This window comes from Campylobacteraceae bacterium (assembly GCA_013215945.1).
Classification (GTDB): Bacteria; Campylobacterota; Campylobacteria; order Campylobacterales; family Arcobacteraceae; genus NORP36.
Genome location: JABSOM010000008.1, coordinates 21650 through 40910, shown reverse-complemented (window position 1 = coordinate 40910; position 19261 = coordinate 21650). Strand labels below are relative to the sequence as shown.

Annotated in this window: 25 protein-coding genes; 11 read left to right on the top strand and 14 right to left on the bottom strand. The window is 29.4% G+C overall.

What is annotated here, in order from left to right; all coding sequences use genetic code 11:
- Positions 1–251: 251 nt before the first annotated feature.
- From cysN to HRT41_09620, 7 genes are read right to left on the bottom strand one after another with little or no spacing between them, the layout of a single operon-like run.
- Entirely contained in the window at positions 252–1664 is a 1413-nt protein-coding gene (gene cysN, locus HRT41_09650) for a sulfate adenylyltransferase subunit CysN (protein ID NQY24288.1), read from the bottom strand.
- Position 1665: 1 nt separating this feature from the next.
- Entirely contained in the window at positions 1666–2577 is a 912-nt protein-coding gene (gene cysD / locus HRT41_09645; protein NQY24287.1) for a sulfate adenylyltransferase subunit CysD, read from the bottom strand.
- 33 nt (positions 2578–2610) lie between these two features.
- Positions 2611–3306: a phosphoadenylyl-sulfate reductase gene (locus tag HRT41_09640; GenBank protein ID NQY24286.1), complete on the bottom strand. Its 696-nt coding sequence runs from the start codon at positions 3304–3306 to the stop codon at positions 2611–2613.
- Between the two features lie 7 nt (positions 3307–3313).
- Positions 3314–3541: a DUF2061 domain-containing protein gene (locus HRT41_09635; protein NQY24285.1), complete on the bottom strand. Its 228-nt coding sequence runs from the start codon at positions 3539–3541 to the stop codon at positions 3314–3316.
- Between the two features lie 29 nt (positions 3542–3570).
- Entirely contained in the window at positions 3571–4500 is a 930-nt protein-coding gene (gene cysK, locus HRT41_09630; GenBank protein NQY24284.1) for a cysteine synthase A, read from the bottom strand.
- Between the two features lie 20 nt (positions 4501–4520).
- Positions 4521–4934, bottom strand: a complete 414-nt coding sequence (locus HRT41_09625) for an Rrf2 family transcriptional regulator (protein ID NQY24283.1) — start codon at positions 4932–4934, stop codon at positions 4521–4523.
- 9 nt (positions 4935–4943) lie between these two features.
- The gene (locus tag HRT41_09620; protein ID NQY24282.1) at positions 4944–6212 is read right to left on the bottom strand and encodes an O-acetylhomoserine aminocarboxypropyltransferase/cysteine synthase; all 1269 of its coding nucleotides are present in this window, start codon (positions 6210–6212) and stop codon (positions 4944–4946) included.
- Between the two features lie 366 nt (positions 6213–6578).
- On the opposite strand from HRT41_09620, the gene HRT41_09615 reads away from it, so the two are divergent.
- The 4 genes from HRT41_09615 (at position 6579) to HRT41_09600 (ending at position 9995) form a co-directional block, all read left to right on the top strand.
- Positions 6579–6893 (top strand): cupin domain-containing protein, encoded by a 315-nt coding sequence (locus tag HRT41_09615; GenBank protein ID NQY24281.1) that lies wholly within the window; start codon positions 6579–6581, stop codon positions 6891–6893.
- A gap of 9 nt (positions 6894–6902) precedes the next feature.
- A complete protein-coding gene (locus HRT41_09610) occupies positions 6903–8129 on the top strand; it encodes an NAD(P)/FAD-dependent oxidoreductase (protein NQY24280.1) in 1227 nt (408 codons plus the stop codon).
- Between the two features lie 224 nt (positions 8130–8353).
- Positions 8354–9274, top strand: a complete 921-nt coding sequence (locus HRT41_09605) for a phosphatidylinositol kinase (GenBank protein ID NQY24279.1) — start codon at positions 8354–8356, stop codon at positions 9272–9274.
- Complete coding sequence (locus HRT41_09600) at positions 9264–9995, top strand: restriction endonuclease (protein ID NQY24278.1); 732 nt, start codon at positions 9264–9266, stop codon at positions 9993–9995. Before HRT41_09605 ends, HRT41_09600 begins: the two co-directional genes overlap by 11 nt.
- Before the next feature lie 199 nt (positions 9996–10194).
- Here the strand turns inward: HRT41_09600 and HRT41_09595 are convergent, their stop codons facing one another.
- Both HRT41_09595 and HRT41_09590 read right to left on the bottom strand, forming a co-directional pair.
- Positions 10195–10476, bottom strand: a complete 282-nt coding sequence (locus HRT41_09595) for a type II toxin-antitoxin system RelE/ParE family toxin (protein NQY24277.1) — start codon at positions 10474–10476, stop codon at positions 10195–10197.
- Positions 10473–10706, bottom strand: a complete 234-nt coding sequence (locus HRT41_09590; GenBank protein NQY24276.1) for a hypothetical protein — start codon at positions 10704–10706, stop codon at positions 10473–10475. The genes HRT41_09595 and HRT41_09590 overlap by 4 nt, the downstream gene beginning before the upstream one ends.
- 184 nt (positions 10707–10890) lie before the next feature.
- Here HRT41_09590 and HRT41_09585 point away from each other — a divergent pair, with 184 nt between their 5' ends.
- Genes HRT41_09585 through HRT41_09575 form a run of 3 tightly spaced genes read left to right on the top strand, consistent with a single transcriptional unit; the run spans position 10891 to position 11569 of the window.
- Complete coding sequence (locus HRT41_09585; protein ID NQY24275.1) at positions 10891–11184, top strand: antibiotic biosynthesis monooxygenase; 294 nt, start codon at positions 10891–10893, stop codon at positions 11182–11184.
- Positions 11185–11200: 16 nt separating this feature from the next.
- Complete coding sequence (locus HRT41_09580; GenBank protein NQY24274.1) at positions 11201–11347, top strand: type II toxin-antitoxin system CcdA family antitoxin; 147 nt, start codon at positions 11201–11203, stop codon at positions 11345–11347.
- Positions 11348–11362: 15 nt separating this feature from the next.
- On the top strand, positions 11363–11569 hold the full coding sequence (locus HRT41_09575) for a hypothetical protein (protein ID NQY24273.1): 207 nt from the start codon (positions 11363–11365) through the stop codon (positions 11567–11569).
- A gap of 9 nt (positions 11570–11578) precedes the next feature.
- On the opposite strand, the gene HRT41_09570 is transcribed toward HRT41_09575, so the two are convergent.
- Positions 11579–11899 (bottom strand): DUF86 domain-containing protein, encoded by a 321-nt coding sequence (locus tag HRT41_09570; protein ID NQY24272.1) that lies wholly within the window; start codon positions 11897–11899, stop codon positions 11579–11581.
- Positions 11892–12206: a nucleotidyltransferase domain-containing protein gene (locus HRT41_09565; protein NQY24271.1), complete on the bottom strand. Its 315-nt coding sequence runs from the start codon at positions 12204–12206 to the stop codon at positions 11892–11894. The genes HRT41_09570 and HRT41_09565 overlap by 8 nt, the downstream gene beginning before the upstream one ends.
- A 177-nt stretch (positions 12207–12383) precedes the next feature.
- Here HRT41_09565 and HRT41_09560 point away from each other — a divergent pair, with 177 nt between their 5' ends.
- The 4 genes from HRT41_09560 to HRT41_09545 all read left to right on the top strand — a co-directional run bounded on the left by HRT41_09560 (position 12384) and on the right by HRT41_09545 (position 14813).
- Positions 12384–12893 carry an HPP family protein gene (locus HRT41_09560; protein ID NQY24270.1) on the top strand — a complete coding sequence of 170 codons (510 nt, stop codon included), beginning with the start codon at positions 12384–12386 and terminating at the stop codon, positions 12891–12893.
- 189 nt (positions 12894–13082) lie between these two features.
- Complete coding sequence (locus HRT41_09555) at positions 13083–13838, top strand: SDR family oxidoreductase (GenBank protein NQY24269.1); 756 nt, start codon at positions 13083–13085, stop codon at positions 13836–13838.
- 47 nt (positions 13839–13885) lie between these two features.
- Positions 13886–14479 (top strand): TetR/AcrR family transcriptional regulator, encoded by a 594-nt coding sequence (locus HRT41_09550; GenBank protein NQY24268.1) that lies wholly within the window; start codon positions 13886–13888, stop codon positions 14477–14479.
- 85 nt (positions 14480–14564) lie between these two features.
- Positions 14565–14813, top strand: coding sequence for a hypothetical protein (locus tag HRT41_09545; GenBank protein ID NQY24267.1), 249 nt, complete (start codon positions 14565–14567; stop codon positions 14811–14813).
- Positions 14814–14836: 23 nt separating this feature from the next.
- Here the strand turns inward: HRT41_09545 and HRT41_09540 are convergent, their stop codons facing one another.
- The 3 genes from HRT41_09540 to HRT41_09530 form a co-directional block, all read right to left on the bottom strand.
- Entirely contained in the window at positions 14837–16711 is a 1875-nt protein-coding gene (locus HRT41_09540; protein NQY24266.1) for a methyl-accepting chemotaxis protein, read from the bottom strand.
- Between the two features lie 107 nt (positions 16712–16818).
- The gene (locus HRT41_09535; GenBank protein NQY24265.1) at positions 16819–17268 is read right to left on the bottom strand and encodes a cache domain-containing protein; all 450 of its coding nucleotides are present in this window, start codon (positions 17266–17268) and stop codon (positions 16819–16821) included.
- A gap of 385 nt (positions 17269–17653) precedes the next feature.
- Entirely contained in the window at positions 17654–19147 is a 1494-nt protein-coding gene (locus HRT41_09530; GenBank protein ID NQY24264.1) for an alkaline phosphatase, read from the bottom strand.
- Between the last annotated feature and the right edge of the window lie 114 nt (positions 19148–19261).

Genomic DNA, 19261 nt, shown 5'->3' with positions numbered 1-19261 from the left:
TGGATAATTTTTCACTTTATAATTTTATCTTGAAATAAATAATATTTAGTAAAAATTTCTTTTTCTTAATATAAAGATAAGCTAAATATTTTATTGTGCATGACCGTATATTTAATCAATAAAGATAAGATAATTTAATTATATTATACAAGAAAATAAAAAGTTTTTATAGATATTGGAAAAGAGTGGAATTTATTATTAAGGACTTATTACTCTCATTAGTTATGAGAGTAAAAAGTTATTTTTTGAAATTATAAAACTTCTTTAGCTTCCCAATGAGGAAAGTGTTTTCGAACTAGGGCATTAAATTCAATCTCAAATTCTGAGTGCTCATTAATACTTGTTTTTGTAGTTTCTTCTGATTTTTTAACAATCATCCCAGCACCTACAGTATTATTAGTAATTCTATCAATAATAACAAAAGAACCCATTGCTTTAATATGATCGTATGCATCATATGCAATGGTTTGATTTAAAGATAGTTTTGCATGTGCTATTTCATTTAAATTTAATGTATTGCATGGTTCTTGCTCCATTGTATTAACATTGGTTTTATGATAAAAAGAGTCAATAGTTCCTGTTGTTACAGTTGCAGCTCTTTTAATATAATAAGAGGTTCCTTTAATTAAAGGTTTATCATCCATCCAAACAAGATTAACATCAAAGTCTGTTCCCATATCTGCTTGTTCATCACTTTTTACTAAAATATCACCACGTGAAATATCTATTTCATCGTTTAATGTAATCGTAATAGCTTGTTGTGCATAAGCATAAGGAAGGTTGCCATCATAAGTAACAATTTCTTTAACTGTTGAGCTTTTTCCTGAAGGTAAAACAGTAATTGCATCACCAACAGAAATAATACCAGCAGCAATAGTTCCACAAAAACCTCTAAAGTTTAGATTCGGTCTGTTTACATATTGAACAGGCATTCTAAAGTGTGTTAAATCTCTGTCACTTGAAATCTCTAAATGTTCAAGCGTATGCATTAAAGTATCACCCTTGTACCAAGGAGATTTTTCACTTACATTTACAACATTATCGCCGTTTAAAGCAGATAATGGAATCATAGTAATATCAGAAGTTAATCCAATTTCATCGGCAAACTCTTCATAATCTGCAACAATTTCATTGTATCTGTCTTCTTTAAAATCAACCAAATCCATTTTATTAATTGCAATAATTAAATGTTTGATTCCTAAAAGTTTAGTAATAAAACTATGACGTCTTGTTTGTGTTTGAACCCCATATCTTGCATCAATTAAAATAATTGCAAGATCTGCTGTTGAAGCACCTGTTGCCATATTTCTAGTATATTGTTCATGACCTGGGGTATCTGCTATGATAAATTTTCTTTTATCGGTTGCAAAATATCTATAAGCTACATCAATAGTAATACCTTGCTCACGCTCGCTTTGTAAACCATCAACCAATAAAGCCAAATCAAATTCACCATCAGTAGTCCCTGATTTAATAGAATCTTTTTTAATAGCTGCTAATTGATCTTCAAAAATCATTTTTGAATCGTGTAATAATCTTCCAATTAAAGTAGATTTTCCATCATCAACACTTCCACAAGTTATGAACCTCAATAATTGTTTGTTTTCGTGTTCTTTTAAATAACTTTCTATATCTTTTGCTATTTTATCTTCTTGAATTGACATCTTAAAAGTACCCCTCTATTTTTTTCTTCTCCATCGAACCAGCAGAATCATTATCAATAACTCTTCCTTGGCGCTCGCTCGTTTTTGTTAATAACATTTCTTGAATAATCTCTGGCAAAGTTGATGCAGTTGACTCAACAGCCCCTGTTAAAGGATAACATCCAAGTGTTCTAAATCGTACCGATTCCATTTTTGGAACTTCACCCTCTTTTAGAGGTAATCTGTCATCATCAACCATTATTTTCACACCATCACGCATAACAACCGGACGTTTTTTTGCAAAATATAAAGGAACAATAGGAATACCTTCTAAGTAAATATATTGCCAGATATCTAATTCTGTCCAGTTAGATAATGGAAAAACTCGAATAGACTCCCCTTTTTTAACACGTGAATTATAAATATTCCATAATTCAGGTCTTTGGTTTTTAGGATCCCATCTGTGTTTTTCATCTCTGAACGAATAAATTCTCTCTTTTGCACGAGATTTTTCTTCGTCTCTTCTAGCGCCTCCAAAAACAGCATCAAATTTCCATTTGTTTAAAGCTTGTTTTAAACCGGCTGTTTTCATAATATCTGTATGTACAGCAGAGCCATGAGTAAAAGGGCCAATTCCTTGATCTATTCCATCTTGATTTTTATGAACCAATAGTTCAAACCCAAGTTTTTTCTGCATTTGATCTCTAAATTCAATCATTTCTTTGAATTTCCATGTAGTATCAACATGCACTAAAGGAAAAGGAAGTTTTGCAGGATAAAATGCTTTTTGAGCTAAATGCAACATTACTGCTGAATCTTTTCCAACTGAGTAAAGCATTGCAGGGTTATCAAATTCTGCTACTACTTCTCTCATAATATGTAAAGATTCTGCTTCTAATTGTTTTAAATGTGTTAATCTTTCGGTATTTATCATTCTTATTTTCCTAACTTTTAACTTGTAGTATTTTTATTTAACATGTAAACCACACTCTTTGTGTTCGGGGTTTTCCCACCACCATCTTCCACTTCGTACATCTGCGCCTTTTGCTACAGCTCTTGTACAAGGAGCACAACCAATAGAAGGAAAACCTTTATCGTGTAATTTATTATATGGAACTTTATTTTCTTTAATATAATTCCATACTTGTTCTTCATCCCATAATAATAAAGGATTTACTTTTATAACATCATTTGTTTCATCAAACTCAATAATATTTAAACTCTCTCTAGTAACACTTTGAGAGGCTCTTAATCCTGTAATCCAAACCTTAAGAGGTTTAAGTGCTCTTTGTAAGGGTTCAATTTTTCTTGTAAAACAGCAGCTTTTTCTTTTCTCAATGGATTCATAAAAACCATTAATTCCTTGAGAGGAATACAGTTCTTGAACTTCTTCGTGTTTTGGAAAAAACACATGTACTTTTGTTCCATATTTTAGGTTTGTTGCATCCATAACTGCATAAGTCTCTGGATGTAAACGCCCTGTATCTAAAGTAAAGATATTGGCTTCTTTATTTATATCTAACATCATATGGGTAAGTACTTGGTCTTCTGCTCCAAAACTTGAAGACAAAGCGGCATCTTGTTCATACTCTTTTAAAAAATATTCTAATACTTCTTGTGGAGTCGAAGTGCTAAATTTTTTATTTAATTGTGCAATATTCATAGTATTCCTAAATCTGATAATCGTTGTTTGTTGGTTTTTTTCCAAAAGAAATTTTATTCCATAACCTCTCATGGTAATAATATAAAATCATTTTTGTAAAAAGCTCAATAGAACCAATAGATGCTGCCATTTTTAAATCCCCTGTTATAAAATATGAGATGATGACAGTATCAAGTGTTCCTACGGTTCGCCAAGAGATAGTTTTAACTATAGATCTATACGCTTTGTCTTGCATTCATTACCCTTCTTATATGTTGATAAGGATTATTCCTCATCAACATCATATAAACCTGTAGTTAAGTAACGCTCACCTGTATCACATAAAATAGTTACAATAACTTTTCCAGCATTTTCACTTCTTGCAGCTACTTGTTGTGCAACAAAAGCATTTGCTCCTGAAGAAATACCTACTAATAAACCTTCTTCTTTTGCTAGGGCTCTTGAAGTTAAAATTGAATCTTCATTTGAAACTTGAATTACTTCATCATAAATTTTTGTATCTAAAACTTCTGGAATGAAACCTGCTCCAATTCCTTGAATTTTATGAGGACCTGGTTTTCCACCTGATAATATAGGAGAAGCTTCTGGTTCAATAGCAATAATTTTAATATCTTTATTGTGTGCTTTTAATACTTCCGCAATTCCTGTAATAGAACCACCTGTACCAATAGCAGAAATTAAAATATCAATTTTCCCATCTGTATCTGCTAAAATTTCTTTTGCAGTTGTAAGTCTATGAATTTCTGGATTTGCAGGATTTGCAAATTGTTGTGGTACAAAAGAGTTAGGAGTTTCGTTTGCTAATTCTTTAGCAGCATCAACCGCACCTTTCATTCCTTTTGCAGGTTCAGTTAATACAAGTTCAGCACCTAAGGCTTTTAATAATTTTCTTCTCTCAATACTCATTGATGAAGGCATAGTAAGAATTAATTTAAGACCAAATGCAGCACAAACTGATGCTAAAGCGATTCCAGTATTTCCAGATGTTGGTTCAATAATAGTGGTATCTTTTTGAATATCACCATTATCAAGAGCTGTTTGAATCATATTCAAACCAATTCTATCTTTAACAGAATGAGTAGGATTCATAAATTCACATTTTCCTAAAACAGTTGTACCATTTGTACTTGCTTTTTGTAACTTAACAAGAGGTGTATTTCCAATTAAACCTGTAACATTATTTGCATATTTCATTTTATTACCTTTGTGTGTTTTTATATTGAATAATGAAGATTTTCATTATATTTATCTAAATATTGATCTAACTCATCTAAACTCAGAGAAAACAAGCTTTGTGTTTTTTCTTTTACTTCTGTAAAGAAAATATCAAGCGCGGGATTACTGCATTTATTATCTGCTATTCTTAAATCATCTTCTAATACTAACAGAATATCCAATACTTTAATCTCATTTGCTTTTTTTGCCAAACGATAACCACCTTTTGATCCTCTTACTGAGCTTACTAATTCTGCTCTTCGTAACTTACTTAAAAGTTGCTCAAGATAATTTTGAGGAATACTTGCATTTGCAGATATTTCTCTAATTTGCATAGGTGTATCTTTTTTATTTTTTGACAATTCATGCATGGCGGTTAAACCATACACTCCTTTTGATGAAATTAATGGCATCTTATAATCCTAACTTAATGCTTGATCTAAATCAGCAATTAAATCAATAGTATTTTCTAAACCAATAGAAAGTCTTACTGTTACAGGATTGATTCCTGCTTTTAATAATTCTTCTTCACTCATTTGTGAGTGAGTTGTTGAAGCTGGGTGAACAATTAACGATTTACTGTCTCCAATGTTTACTACTACTGAAAACAATTTAGCTGCATCAATAACTCTTTTTGCTTCTTCAAAAGAAGAAACTTCAAAAGAAATCAAACCAGAAGATTGTCCATCTTTAAAGTATTTGTTTGCTTTCGCATGATAAGCATTTGATTTTAATCCTGGGTAAGATACTTTTAAAACTTTTTCATGTGTTTCTAAAAATTGTGCTACTTCAAGTGCATTTGAAGAGTGTTTCTCTACTCTTAATAAAAGTGTTTCTAAACTTTGAATTAACAACCAAGAATTATGTGGAGATTGAACGGCCCCTATATCTCGTGCAAGTGCTAATCTTGCTCTTAACGTGAAGTTAGGTAAAGGAACATCTACATAAACCAAACCATGATAAGAAGGATCAGGTTGTGTGAAATCAGGATATCTGCTTGCATTGTCTTTAAAAAACTGTGCTAAGTTGTCTCTTTCAATAATAATTCCACCAATAACTGTTCCAGCGCCAGATGTATATTTAGACGTTGAGTGAACAACTACATCTACTCCCCATGCTAGAGGATTAAATAAAGCAGCCGTTGCAACGGTATTATCACAAATAGATAGAACACCTTTTTTTTGTGCAATACTTACAATCTTTTCAATATCAGCAACAGCAATTTGAGGATTTGATAAGGATTCAAAAAAGATAGCTTTTGTTTTATCATCAATTAATGCTTCTAAATCACTTGCATCATCACTGCTAAAAATTCGAGCTTCTATTCCAAAACGTTTAATAGTATGTGTTAATAAAGTAACCGCACCACCATATAATTTATCAGAGATAACAATATTGTCACCAGCAACAGCCACATTAATAATGGCATAAAAAATTGCACTTTGACCAGATGAAACACATAAAGCACCAGCACCACCTTCTAGTTGTGCATATCTTTGCTCTAGTACATCAGTAGTTGGATTATTTAATCGTGTATAAATAGGTCCTAGTTCTTTTAGCGCAAATAAATTTGCCGCATGTTCCGCATCTCTAAATGCATAAGCCGTAGTTTGTGCAATAGGTACAGACATTGAACCATAACCTTCTTTTTTATCATATCCAGCATGTAATGCAATAGTTTCTTTTTGCATATTGTATCTCCTTTTTTTAATTTTATGAAAGAAGTATAGAGTATTTTTAAAAGTAAGTCAAGTATTTTAATCATGATTGAATAATTAAGTTCTAATATTTAATATTCTTTAAAACTATTATTTAAAATAATAATGAGATTTTCTTTCTTTTATCGCCTTAATGAGGCATATAAAGGGGTATTTATTTTTTACGCAAAACTATTTTTTATAAAATAATAGGAGGATTTAAATTGTTAAATTTACATACTATAGTAATTAGGTATGATATAGATATTGTCTTTTATAGATAAAAAGATAGAAGAATAAAGTATATAACATTTTTTCTAAAAAGTAAAATGTTATAATAAGAGAGTATAAGGGCATAAAATGAATAATATATTTGCAAATATTAAAATTGATGTAAAAAATGAAGAATTTTTAAACATCCTAAAACATGATTCTGTGAGAATTGAGCGAATTGTTTCCAATGGACAAGTATCTGTTGAAGGCTTTTGGTATGAGCAAGAAGAAAATGAATTTATTATTATTTTAGAAGGTAATATGGTATTAGAGTTTGAGAATAAAGAAGTATTATTAAATACAGGCGATTACTATAATATAAAAACAAAAGAAAAACACAGAGTGAAGTATACAAGTACAAGCGAATCAACAATTTGTTTGGCTGTATTTTATAAAGATTAAAGGGTATATTTGAGAATAGCTATTGTAGGGGGAGGCGCAGCTGGTATTGTTGCTGCTATTACTTCTAAAAGATTAAACAAAGACTTGCATATAGATATATTTGATGCAAACAAAGCCATAGGCAAAAAGATTTTAGCAAGTGGGAATGGGCGTTGTAATATATCCAATACACAAGTAAGTGCTTCTAACTATATAGGAGAAGATACCTCTTTTGTAGAGCATGCGCTTAAAGTATTTGATTTTAAAGCTTTTGAGAACTTTTGTAAGAGTATTGGTTTATTATTAGATATCAAAGAAACGAATAAAGTCTATCCTTTATCCAATGAAGCAAAGTCTGTTGTTAATTTATTAATACTAAGTGTTGAATCCTTAGGTATTAATGTATATACATCAACACTAATTACAAGCATTCAAAAAAACAATAATACATTTACCCTAAAATGTGAAAACAATGAATATAAGAACTATGATAAAGTCTTAGTATGTAATGGACTAGGAGCAGCCCCTCAGTTACAAGCCAATGAAAGTGGAATAGACTTTGCAAATGCTTTTGATCACTCTTGTAATATTACCTATCCTTCATTAGTAGGTTTACAAAGCCAAGTAGATTATCACAATAGAATGCAAGGCGTTAAAAAAGAATGTTTGGTATCTTTGTATATAGATGGACAGCTTGAACAAGAGATATATGGAGATGTGTTATTTACTAAGTATGGAGTATCAGGTTTTGCAATATTGGATATCTCTCAATTAGCAGCTCAAGCTCTTAGTTTATACCAAGATGTAAAAATATCAATTAACTTTTTTTCAAAAATTAACAGAAACGATTTAGCCAATCAAATACAAAACTTATTTAAAGCCCTTCCAGAACAAAAAGTAAGTGATTTATTAATAGGAATGTTAAGCAATAAAATACCAACAGTATTATTAGATATATGCAAAATATCCCACGAAGCAAAAGCCGCAGATATTAATAACAAACAAATAAAGTCTTTAGCTTATCAATTGAACTCATGGAAATTAAAAATTACCGACACTCAAGGTTTTAAACATGCTGAGGTTAGTGGTGGAGGCGTTCGCACTGCTGAGGTAGATAATAAAACATATGAGAGTAAAAAAGTAAAAGGTTTGTATTTTGCAGGAGAAGTGTTAGATATTGTAGGAAATAGGGGTGGGTTTAATTTACAGTTTGCGTGGGCCAGTGGTTATGCCGCTGGAGTTAGTATCTCTAAATAACGCTCATAAATCAGCCACTTTTGCCCAATTTCTGCGTTGTCACAAAAATTAACCTAGTCACTTACGGACGTAAGCTCCTAGGCTAATTTTCGCTCCGCCTTGAACTTGAACAAAATTGTCTAATTTCTAAGCATTATTTGAAAATTAGGGTTAAAGTAGAAAGTGTATAATTATTTTGCGATTTTATGCTAATATAAGTTCATTAAACAATGGACTAATATTTAATGAAAAAATTCAAAATTAAAAGAATTCTAACTGGAGAAAAAGATTCTCTCGAGCAATTAGGTACAAAAGCAAAATTCTGGTTTTATGATAACAAAATTAAAAAGTTATTTAAAGAAGGAAGGAAAAATACCGGCGAAAACTGGGTAGAGGTAGTAGTTAGCGAACTTTGTATAAAACTTGATATTCCTCATGCAAAATATGAATTTTCAGAATATGAAGAAATGAAAGGAACAATTACAGAGAATTTTGTTCCTTCATCAGGAAGATTAGTTTTAGGAAATGAATTATTAGCGGGTGTGTTAAAAGATATTGATTATGATAGCCACAAGAAATATGGGTTAAAAGAGTATAATTTAAGTACAGTTTTGGCAGTATTGAAAACTGATATTATAGATGTACCAATTAATTACGAGAGTTCAGAAATGAACTCTGCCTTTGATGTTTTTGTTGGTTATATAATGTTAGATTGTCTAATATCTAATCCAGATAGGCACCATGAAAACTGGGGATTAGTTGTAGATAATAAAAAAGTATATTTGACACCTACTTATGATCATGCATCTGGATTAGGATGTAGAGAACCCGAAGAACGAAAAAAGAATAGACTTATATCTTCAGATAATGGGTTTAAAGTTGATAATTTTGTAAATAGAGCAAAAACACCTTTTTACCTCAAGAAAACTGGGAAAAAACTTAGTACATATGATGCATTTATTTTTTGCTCTTTACATAATAAAAAAGCTGCATTATATTGGTTGAAAAAATTGAGTAATTTTAATATTTGTGAAATGGAAGAAATATTTTCTAAAGTACCAAATGAATTAATAAGTGAAATATCGGTCAAATTTGCAATGGAAATGCTTAGAGTTAATAAAAAAAGATTAATAAAATTAATTGAGGAATCTAAAAATGGAAAATAAACTAGTTTTATCATGGAGAAATCCTGTGAATAGAACATGGGTTTCGGTTGGTATATTAGAACATAAAGATGAAAAATTTTATTTTAACTATACAAATGGAGCTAAGGATAATGATTTTATAGCTTTTAGTCAAATGAATGAATTAAATAAAACTTACGTGTCTGAAGAATTATTTCCACTTTTTAAAAACAGGTTACTTTCAAAAACTAGACCAGAATATGAGGACTTTATTAGTTGGCTTAATATAGATAAAAATGATTCACATGACTTAAAAGAGTTATCTCGAAGCAGAGGAATTCGTGCTACTGATAACTTACAACTTTTTCCATATCCTGAAAAAGATCTATATGGTAACTATGAAGTTCTTTTCTTTTCACATGGAGTTAGTCATATTGCAAAACATTACGTTAAAAGACTACTAGAATTAAAAGTTAATGATAAATTACTAATATTTAAAGATATTCAAAATGAATCTGACTCTTTGGCTCTGGGATTAAGAACAAATGAAGATCCTGTTGAGTTATTGGGATATTGCCCTTCTTTTTTCGTTAGCGATTTCAATAAGTTACTTGAATTAAATGGAGCAACAGAAGTTAATATTTCTGTAGAAAAAGTTAATTTTGATGCGCCTGTACAAATGAAATTATTATGCAAACTAAAAACTAGATGGCCTAAAAACTTTGAGCCATTTGAAAATGATGAATTCAAAAAAATTCTGTAAAAAGATATATTATTCTTTAAGAAAAATTTTTTTCTTATTTTCTAAATATCTTTCTTATCCTTTTATCTGATGCAATTGAATTAAAGAAAAGGAGGACAGAAGTAATATTTCTTACTTCTGTTTAACTTATTATAACTTAAAACCGCAGAGTATGAATCTCCACTTTGACGGTATGTTAAAGAGTGAGATAAAATATTTCTTAATAATTTTTTTGTCTAAATACTGAAAGAATATGTACCCTATTGCTGTTTATATGATAACAAATAGTATAACCCTTATAAATTAGGTCTTTTGTTTTCCCATCTTTTAAATAATAAGAATCTCTATATATTTGTGGCATTTGATTTAGTGTTTTGATTTGTTTTTGTAGTTTTGAAAGAAAGTTTTTAGCTTTTGTTTTTGAATCATTTTTTTCTATAAAATTATAAATTGAATTTAAGTCTTTGACTGCACTTGGTTCAATTAAAATTTTATATTTCATTTACCTAGAATGTTGTTAAATACTTCTTCTTCTGAAAGACCTTCATTTCTTGATATGTTTTTTACTGCATTAAGGACTTTTTTTTCTGCATCTTCAAAAGAAATATTAGGATATTGAGTAATAGCATTATCTAAATCTTCAATATGTATTTCATCTTTACTAAACTGCTTCATAGTATTCATAAATTTTTTGAAAGCATTATCTTCTATATTTAGAGTAATTGTATGCATCTTAACCTCTTTTCTTCTTTTAATTTTAACATAAATATTCTAGATAAGCAAAATACCTAGAGTTTTCTTAATAAATATCCATTGGGAATATTAAAAGAATAACTATCTGTCTAAAACTACTTTTACATTTAAGTTTCTTTTTTCTATAATAATGTATAACATTACACTTTTTAAAGGGTTTTATATGAATGAAATAATATCGCTAATCATAAACATCGAAGTCAAAGCTGGACGTAGGCAAGAACAGATTGATGCTTTTTCTTCTATTTCTTCTTTGGTATTGGAAGAAGTTGGGTGTTTACAGTATGAACTCAAAGCTGTGAAAGGTGCTGAGAATAAGTTTGTTATTCTTGAAAAGTGGGCTTCAAAAGAAGCATTATTGCTTCATGAAAAACAGGACTTTATGATTGAAGCGGATAAAAAGAATGTACTCTTTAGAGCCAAAGGGGCAGAAGTAATATTTCTTACTTCTGTTTAGCTTATTAAGGATAGCTATGAAAAAGAAAGCTACTTTTATTTCTATAAAAGATAAAAGAATTAAAATAAAGTCTTGGGAAGAAGCCAATAAAAAAGCTATTGAAAAGTATAATGAGAACATTGAAAAATATGGTCTTATTTTACAAGACAGTAGAATGTTTTAAAGTGAGAGGCAAATAATGAAGACTTTATTTCCTACTAATAAAAAGAATAAAGATATTCTTGAATCGATTAATCTACATTTTAAAAAGAAGAAAGAAAATATTTTTTATGGGGAATTTAAAAACTCTGCAATAGAATTGAAAGATGTTTTACAAAAAAATAAATCTGTTTCATCTTTAGAGAATTTAACGGCTGAGCTTATTTTAAATAATCCTGTCATATAAGATTACTTTTTATTTAAATTCTTTCAAAAGTTCAACGCTTAGAGGTTTAAGTAGGTTTCTAACGATATTTTCAATCAGTGCTAAATTAATTCCCTCATAATCATGTGTGATAAAGTTTCTAACAGCATAAGCACCTTGTGTTGCTTCTTGTATAATTTTATTTGAAGAGTCTAATTTGTTTAAATTTTCTCCAATTTGCATAAGACACATTAAAAGGGAATGTTTACCAATTCGATCATCTAAGGTATTTACCACACCGTCATAGTTTGAAACAATATATTCTATATCATCTATGTATTTTAAAATAGTCTCTATTCTAGCTTTAGACATATATCAAATCTTTTTTAATATATTTTCTTGCAATAGAGTCTAAAGAAGACTTGTCTACAAAATCAATATTTCTGTTTAATTCTTTTTTTAAGAGTTCTTTGATTTCTATAATATGGGTGATACTATTCCATCCTGAGTATTTTTTTAAATACTCTTTAGTATCTTTTATTTGATAAAGTATGTCTATATCACTTGTAGGTTTTTCTTCATTTCTAGCGAAAGATCCAAAAACACCTATTAGTTCAAAACCTTCATTTTTAATTCTTGGTTTTAATTGTTTTAATTTTTCTAAAACCTGATTATTCATACTTTATCCTTTCACTTATTTATTTTATTATACAAGAATTTTACACAATTTCACAATATCTAATTTTATTTCAAAAGTATTAAACTTCCTATATTTCACTTATCCATATAAACAAGTTGACTTAATGCCTAAAATAATATATACTTAACCAAACGTACGTTTTAAAAAAGGAGTATTATGAATTATTTATCTAAGTTAGGAGGGAAGGGACCTTCCATTAAAAGTAAAATTGATTTATTTGATGTTTTGTTTTCATCTCTTGGGGCATTAATAGCTATGTTGTTTTTGTCTTATCTTACTAAGTCTTATGAGAGTTTACTTGTTATGGGTTCTTTTGGCGCCTCTTGTGTTTTAATTTTTGCTTATGAAAAAAGTCCTTTCTCTCAACCTAGGAATGTAATAGGCGGACATTTTATTTCTACCTTAACTGCTTTATTGTTTTTACACTTTTTAGGTGATATGTGGTGGGTTATGTCTTTAGCTCTTTGTACAGCTATTTTTTTAATGCTTCTAACAAGAACAGTTCATCCTCCTGCTGGTTCTAACCCCATTATTGTATTTCTCTTAGGCTCTTCTTGGGATTATTTGTTTTTTCCTTCTTTCTTTGGTTCTCTTATCTTAGTTTTTGTAGCTTTGTTTTATATCAATCTTCATAAAAAGAAGTCTTATCCTGTATCTTGGTATTAAAAAACAAAGAATTATAAATTATCAAATTCTTTTATTTTGATTATCCTCCTATTTTATAGGAAAAGAAGAGTTAATTTTTAATTATAAAGCGAATATTTTAAATAATTACTTTAAATCTATTTGGAATGTACGTTCTTTTATGATAGAATTCTTTATTGGAACGAACATTCCAAATAAAAAGGAATTAAAATGAATAAAGTATTAGGAAAAGTAGCAGTAGTAACAGGTGGTAATAGTGGAATTGGATATGCGGCGGCAAAAGATTTATTAGCAAATGGTGCTAAGGTAATAATTACAGGGCGTGATGAACAAAGAGTAAATGATGCAGCTAAAGAATTGGGTGTTAAGGGAATAGTTTCAGATGTAAGAGATTTGAAATCTATTGATGCTTTAGTAAGCCAAGTAGAAGCTGAAGTTGGAAAGATTGATATCTTGTTTGTAAATGCGGGAATTTTCACTCCTGAAGCTGTTGGAAGTATTTCTGAAGGGGTTTATGATGATCTTATGGATATTAATTTTAAGGGAGCTGTTTTTACAGTAGAGAAGTTTATTCCAATTTTAAATGATGGCGCATCTGTTATTAATCTGTCTTCCATTAATGCTTACACTGGAATGCCTAATACTGCTATTTATGGAGCTTCAAAAGCTGCAATGAATTCTTATACAAGAACAGCAGCAACAGAACTAGCACCTAGAAAAATCAGAGTAAATGCTATTAATCCAGGGCCTACCCAAACTCCTATTTTTGGTAAAACAGGTTTAGCAGAAGCAGATTTAAATGCATTAGCTGGAGCAATGATGAATAGAATTCCCTTAAAACGTTTTGGACAAGTAGAAGATATCGCACATTTAGTTACTTTTCTAGCTTCTGATAATGCTTCATTTATTACAGGTTCTGAAATTAATATTGATGGTGGAATGAATATTAATCCTCTTTTATCTTAAAAAAATATTCGGGGATAATTGTATCTTTGCTATAATAAGCAAAGATAATGATGGAGAAAATAATGCCAAGAGTTAAATTGTTTGACAAAGATGATGTTTTAGAAAAAGCCATGCTTTTATTTTGGAATAAAGGGTATCATGCAACTTCTATTCAAGACTTAGTAAATGCTCTTGGGATTAATAGAGGAAGTTTGTACGATACTTTTGGTGGTAAAAAGAATCTTTTTGAACAAGCTCTTGCTTTATACTGCAATCAAAATATTAAAATAACACGTGAATTTCTTCAAAGCGAAAAAAGTGTCAAAACAGCTTTAAAAAAACTTTTTCAAGTTTTTATTGATGATTCTTTTAATGATAATAATAATGGTTGTTTTGTTGTTAATACAACTACTGAATTATCATGTGAAGATGACAGTATAAATACAGCCCTTTTAATGAATAAAGATAATTTTGAAGCTATGTTTTTAGAGTGCTTAAAAAAAGGACAAAAATCAGGGGAGATATCTCAAAACAAAGACATTAAAAGTTTGAGTTATATGATTTATGTTTTGTTCTCTGGAATAAGAGTAGTAGCACGTTTAGAAAAAGACAATCAACGCTTACATAAGTTATCAAATGTGGTACTTACCTTACTGGATTAAACCCTACTTATTTTATACTTCTATTTGTAACCCTCTTGTTACTTACATTTGATATTCTCTTTTATCTTATATAAAAGAGTCGAATATGAATTACTCACATAAAATCAATGAACTAAGCAATTTAAATTACACAGAACTTGCTTTTGCAAAACAATGCGGTTTTGAAGGCGTTGTTTTACCTTTTTCGAAAGACTATGAGCTTATTTTTATTGATGATTGTAATGATTCTGATTATATCAATGAAGTAGCGTTTGAGTGTGGTTTAGAAGAGTTTGTTTTTGTTGATTTTATTAATAAAAAAGAAAAAGTTTATTGCGTTTATGAGGTAGCTTAAAATAAAAACCCGAAGGTTTTTATTTATTTACCAATAAATTCTTTTTCATTGGTATTTGCTACTACTTTTTCAGAAATTTGACTTACTTCTTGTGCTACTTTATTCGTAGAACTAGCAGTTGCTGCATTTCTTTGTGTTGCTTGATCTAGTGCATTAATAGCATCGTTTATTTGTTCCATTGCTGTTAATTGTTCTTTTGATGATGTTGACACCGTAGTAATTAATTCCAGGGTATTATGAATATTTGAATTTAATTTTTCATAACCTTCAATCATATCAGCGGAAATACTTTTTCCATCATTTGCTTTTGATGTTGCTTTTTCAACTAAGTCTTTAATCTCTTTTGCTGCTTCTGCTGATCTTGCTGCTAAGTTTCTTACTTCTTGTGCAACAACGGCGAAACCTTTCCCAGCTTCTCCTGCTGTTGCTGCTTCAACTGCTGCATTTAAAGATAAAATATTGGTTTGAAAAGCAATTTGATCAATTACAGTAATCGCATCTGCAATAGCATTTGTTTGTACATTGATTTCTTCCATTGATTTAACAGTTCTGCTTGCTAAATCTTGCCCTTGTGAAACAGAAGCTGAAACTTCATTTGCATAAGAATCCATTTGAGCAATATGATTTGCATTGCTTTGCATATTTCCTGTAATCTCTTCAACTGCTGCTGCTGTTTCTTCTAAGTTAGCTGCTTGTTCATTTGCAGAGTTGGTTAAAGTATCAACATTTGTAGATAAGTTCTCTGCACTAGAAGCAAGTACCAAACCAATCTTTTTATTATCTACTAACATCGCTGTTACCGCATTACCTAAGGAATTAATATCAGAACAAAGATTTTTAATATCTCCATCCATGTCCTTTAAATCAATACTTGAACAGTAATCGTATTTTGAATAAGACGATAATACCTCCATTGCTTTGTTGATATTACTTTCAACTGATTCTAACATTTCATTAATAACATCTTTTAATTGAGTAAGTGAAGGATTGGAAGTATCTCCTGTTATTCTAGCATCCATAAATCCTAATTTAGCTCTGTTTGCACCTTCAATAGCACTTTGAACCATTGCATTGTCTTCTTCAATTCCTACTTTAATTTTAGAAATATTGTCATTTACTGCTTTTGCCATCATTCCTATTTCATCATTTGAGGAAATATCAATGAGTTTAGCATCTTGTGTTTCTTTATTAATGTATTTAAAGAAGTCCAATAAACCTTCTTGAAATTCTAAGAGAGGTTTTTTAATAGAATTTGTAACTATAATAATAAAAAATATTGATAAAATAAGAGCTACAATAATCAGTGTATTTAAACTTAACAAGGTATTATCAATTTTTTCTAAGGCATTAATAAAACTGGTTTTATTTGCATCCATTGCTGCTTTTTTGATGGCATCTAATTTAATATTAATAGCTAAAAAAAACTCATCAGTAATTGAAAGCATGGGGGTAGCCATACCCACATCAATACTTAACATATCTAATGCGCCTATAACAGCAGTATCATAATTACTTAAATCATCTAATGCCGCCGCGAAGGCTTTTTTTGATTTTTTATCTAAAATTTTTGATTTAGATATATAAAGAGCTTCTTTTTTTATAGTTTTTTGTAATTTACTTAAAATATTCAGTTGTTCATCAATCTGGCTTTGAGCATATCCTCCGGATGCATAAGAAAACAATTTATACAAGATACTATGATACATATCAATATCAGTTAATAAATTTGAACTCATTTTATAGGTTTCAAATTTTACTTCTACGATTTCTTTTAGTGTTTCTTTGTCGCTTCTAAGAGCATTGTTTGCAAATACTGCAATAACTACCATAAATATAGTTGCAATTGCAGGTGCAATAACTACTTTTATTCCAATTTTTAAATTTTTGATGCCTAACATGATCTGTCCTTCTTTGCCATTTACTTAAATTAAAAATACTTGGTATTTTAAAGTTAAATAAATTTAAATGCAAGTTTTGAAAATCAAAACTTGCATGAAATGTGAGATTATTTGTAAATTCCTGCGCCAATTAATTGATTTTCACCAATTCCTTGTACATAAGATGTTTTTGGAGTTTGTTTGTTTGTTTTTGGATGAGACCATACGTAATCAACCCAACCTTTTCCATCTGCTTTAACTTTATCAATAAAAGCTTTGAATAATTGTGTTCCAGCTAAATCTTTATATTTATATAAATTTTTACCTTTAAGTGGTTTTTTTGGATGTGCTGTAATTACACCTTCAAAGTCATTTGCCCAGATATATAAATCTCCCGTAACCCATTGACTTTCTTTTTTGTTGAACTCAGCAACACACGTGCTTACACCTTTATCTTTACAAAACTGAACGGCTTTTTCAATATGCGCTTGAACGTTATCAAAATCTGCTTGCGACGCTGCAAACGATACAGAAGCACTTAGTATAAGTGCTGCACCAATTTTCATTAATCTATTCATTTCTTCTCCTTAAAAGTATCTATCTTCAATACTTCCATAAAAAATGTTAATCTTATCTTAATGTGCGAAGAGCTCATGTAAAATAATTATTAATAAATTTTTTAAATTATTATCCTATTTCCTTTTTTTGCTCTAGAATCCTAATATTCCCTGTGTTGATGGATATATAGGAGTCTGTCAGTCAATTTAATTTTACTTTAAGAAGATTATTGTTAAATTATTTTTTTTGAAAATCCATTTAATTGAGAAGAAAAGAATATTATCATGTTACCTTCTTACACATATTTTTATGAAAAGTTTTATTAGTCATTTGTAAGTCATTATTAAGTAATAAAGCAGAGTAAAAATATGCTTTTGCCAAAGAATTAACTTCTTTGGCTGGCATTTATTTTATTTCAAAAACAGATGTTGAACCACTGTTTTCAAAACCTACTATTAAAAGAGCATTTTTACTAGGAGAGTTTTTTGCAGCTACAAAAGTCATTCCTTCTGGTGCTAAATCAGCATTTTTTGTATTTAGATATTGTACAAATTTAGCATTTCTTGGATTAGTAATATCATAAACAACAATTGCATTTTGTCTCTCAAGGCCAATAAATGCATAATATCTGTTATTTATCTTTCCAAGTGCAAGAGCTTCAGGTTCTACTCCTTTGTTTCCACTTCGTTTATCCATTTTTCCTTTACTTTGATTAAAAAGATCTTTTTCAAACTTTTGTGTTAAACGTGCTAATTCATTTTTACTGTCATAAACTAAACTTCCTTTTTCATCCCAAATTGAAAATGATCTGGCTCCAAAGGTATAGAGTTTAGTATACGTATTGTTTTCTTCTCCCATTTCATTATTGATTTTTAAATCATTCTCATTTTTATAAATACTTTTTAAATCATCGGTTAAATTGAGTTTAGAAATTTTTGTTTCATTTGTATATTTCCCATATTCTCTTCCATCTCCTTCATTTGCGCTTACTATATAGGTTTTGTTATTTACAATATAAGAAGCAATTGAATCAGGTTGATACATGCCATATAAGTTTTTATAGGCTTTAATTAAAATCTTACCTTCTTCTTCTATATCAAGGGCATTTTCTTCTAAAGAATGATCTTTAAAGCCAAACGCTACAATTTTTTCTATTGTTTTTGAATCTAAATTAACAATAGCTAAAGCATTGTTCTCTTGTAAAGAAACGTAAGCTTTGTTTTTGCTAACGGTAATATATTCAGGTTCTAAATCAAGTCCTGCTTGCGTATTCTTTTTAAGCACTACATCTTTAGGAATGTCAATATTAAAAAAGTTTAAATCGGTGTATTCATAATTATTATTTATATCAATAATTCCAATTGAACCTTTAGGATCATAAGAATAATCTTTATTAGGTTCTGCTTCATTAGCAACAATAATTAAAGATGCATCTTCATTAAATGTCACCATATCTGGTAAATAACCTGCTCTTACTGTTTTTTGGTGTTGTAAACGTGCATTAAAAATAACAACAGAACCACGTAAGTGTTTACTTGAATCAAAAGAAGATGTTTTTTCAACTGCAACGGCTAAGAGACCATTTTTATAAGAGAGTGAATTAACACCAGTACCATAAGGATTTAAATCAAGTGAAGCTATTTTGTTAAGTGAGCTTTTATTGTCCTTAAACGTTAATTTTAAAACATCAACCCTATTTTTTTTTCCATTGGTAACAAATACTCTTTGTTGTTTTATATCATAAGCAACAATTTCGCTTGCACCTTTTATTTTTGATTCATAAGAGGCAATTTTTTTTATAGAAATTCTTTCATGTGTTCCTTGAGAAGTATAACTATTTGCACAACCAGTAAAAACGCTAAGACTTAGTACGAGACTAGTAAGAAGAGTATTTTTCATTGAATTCCTTTTTTAGTATTTTATAGCTTCATAGTTACACTTGGGTTACAGTTATTAATATAATTGTGTTAAAATAATTCTTTAAAATAAGAAAGCTATTTTTATCTTTAGGAT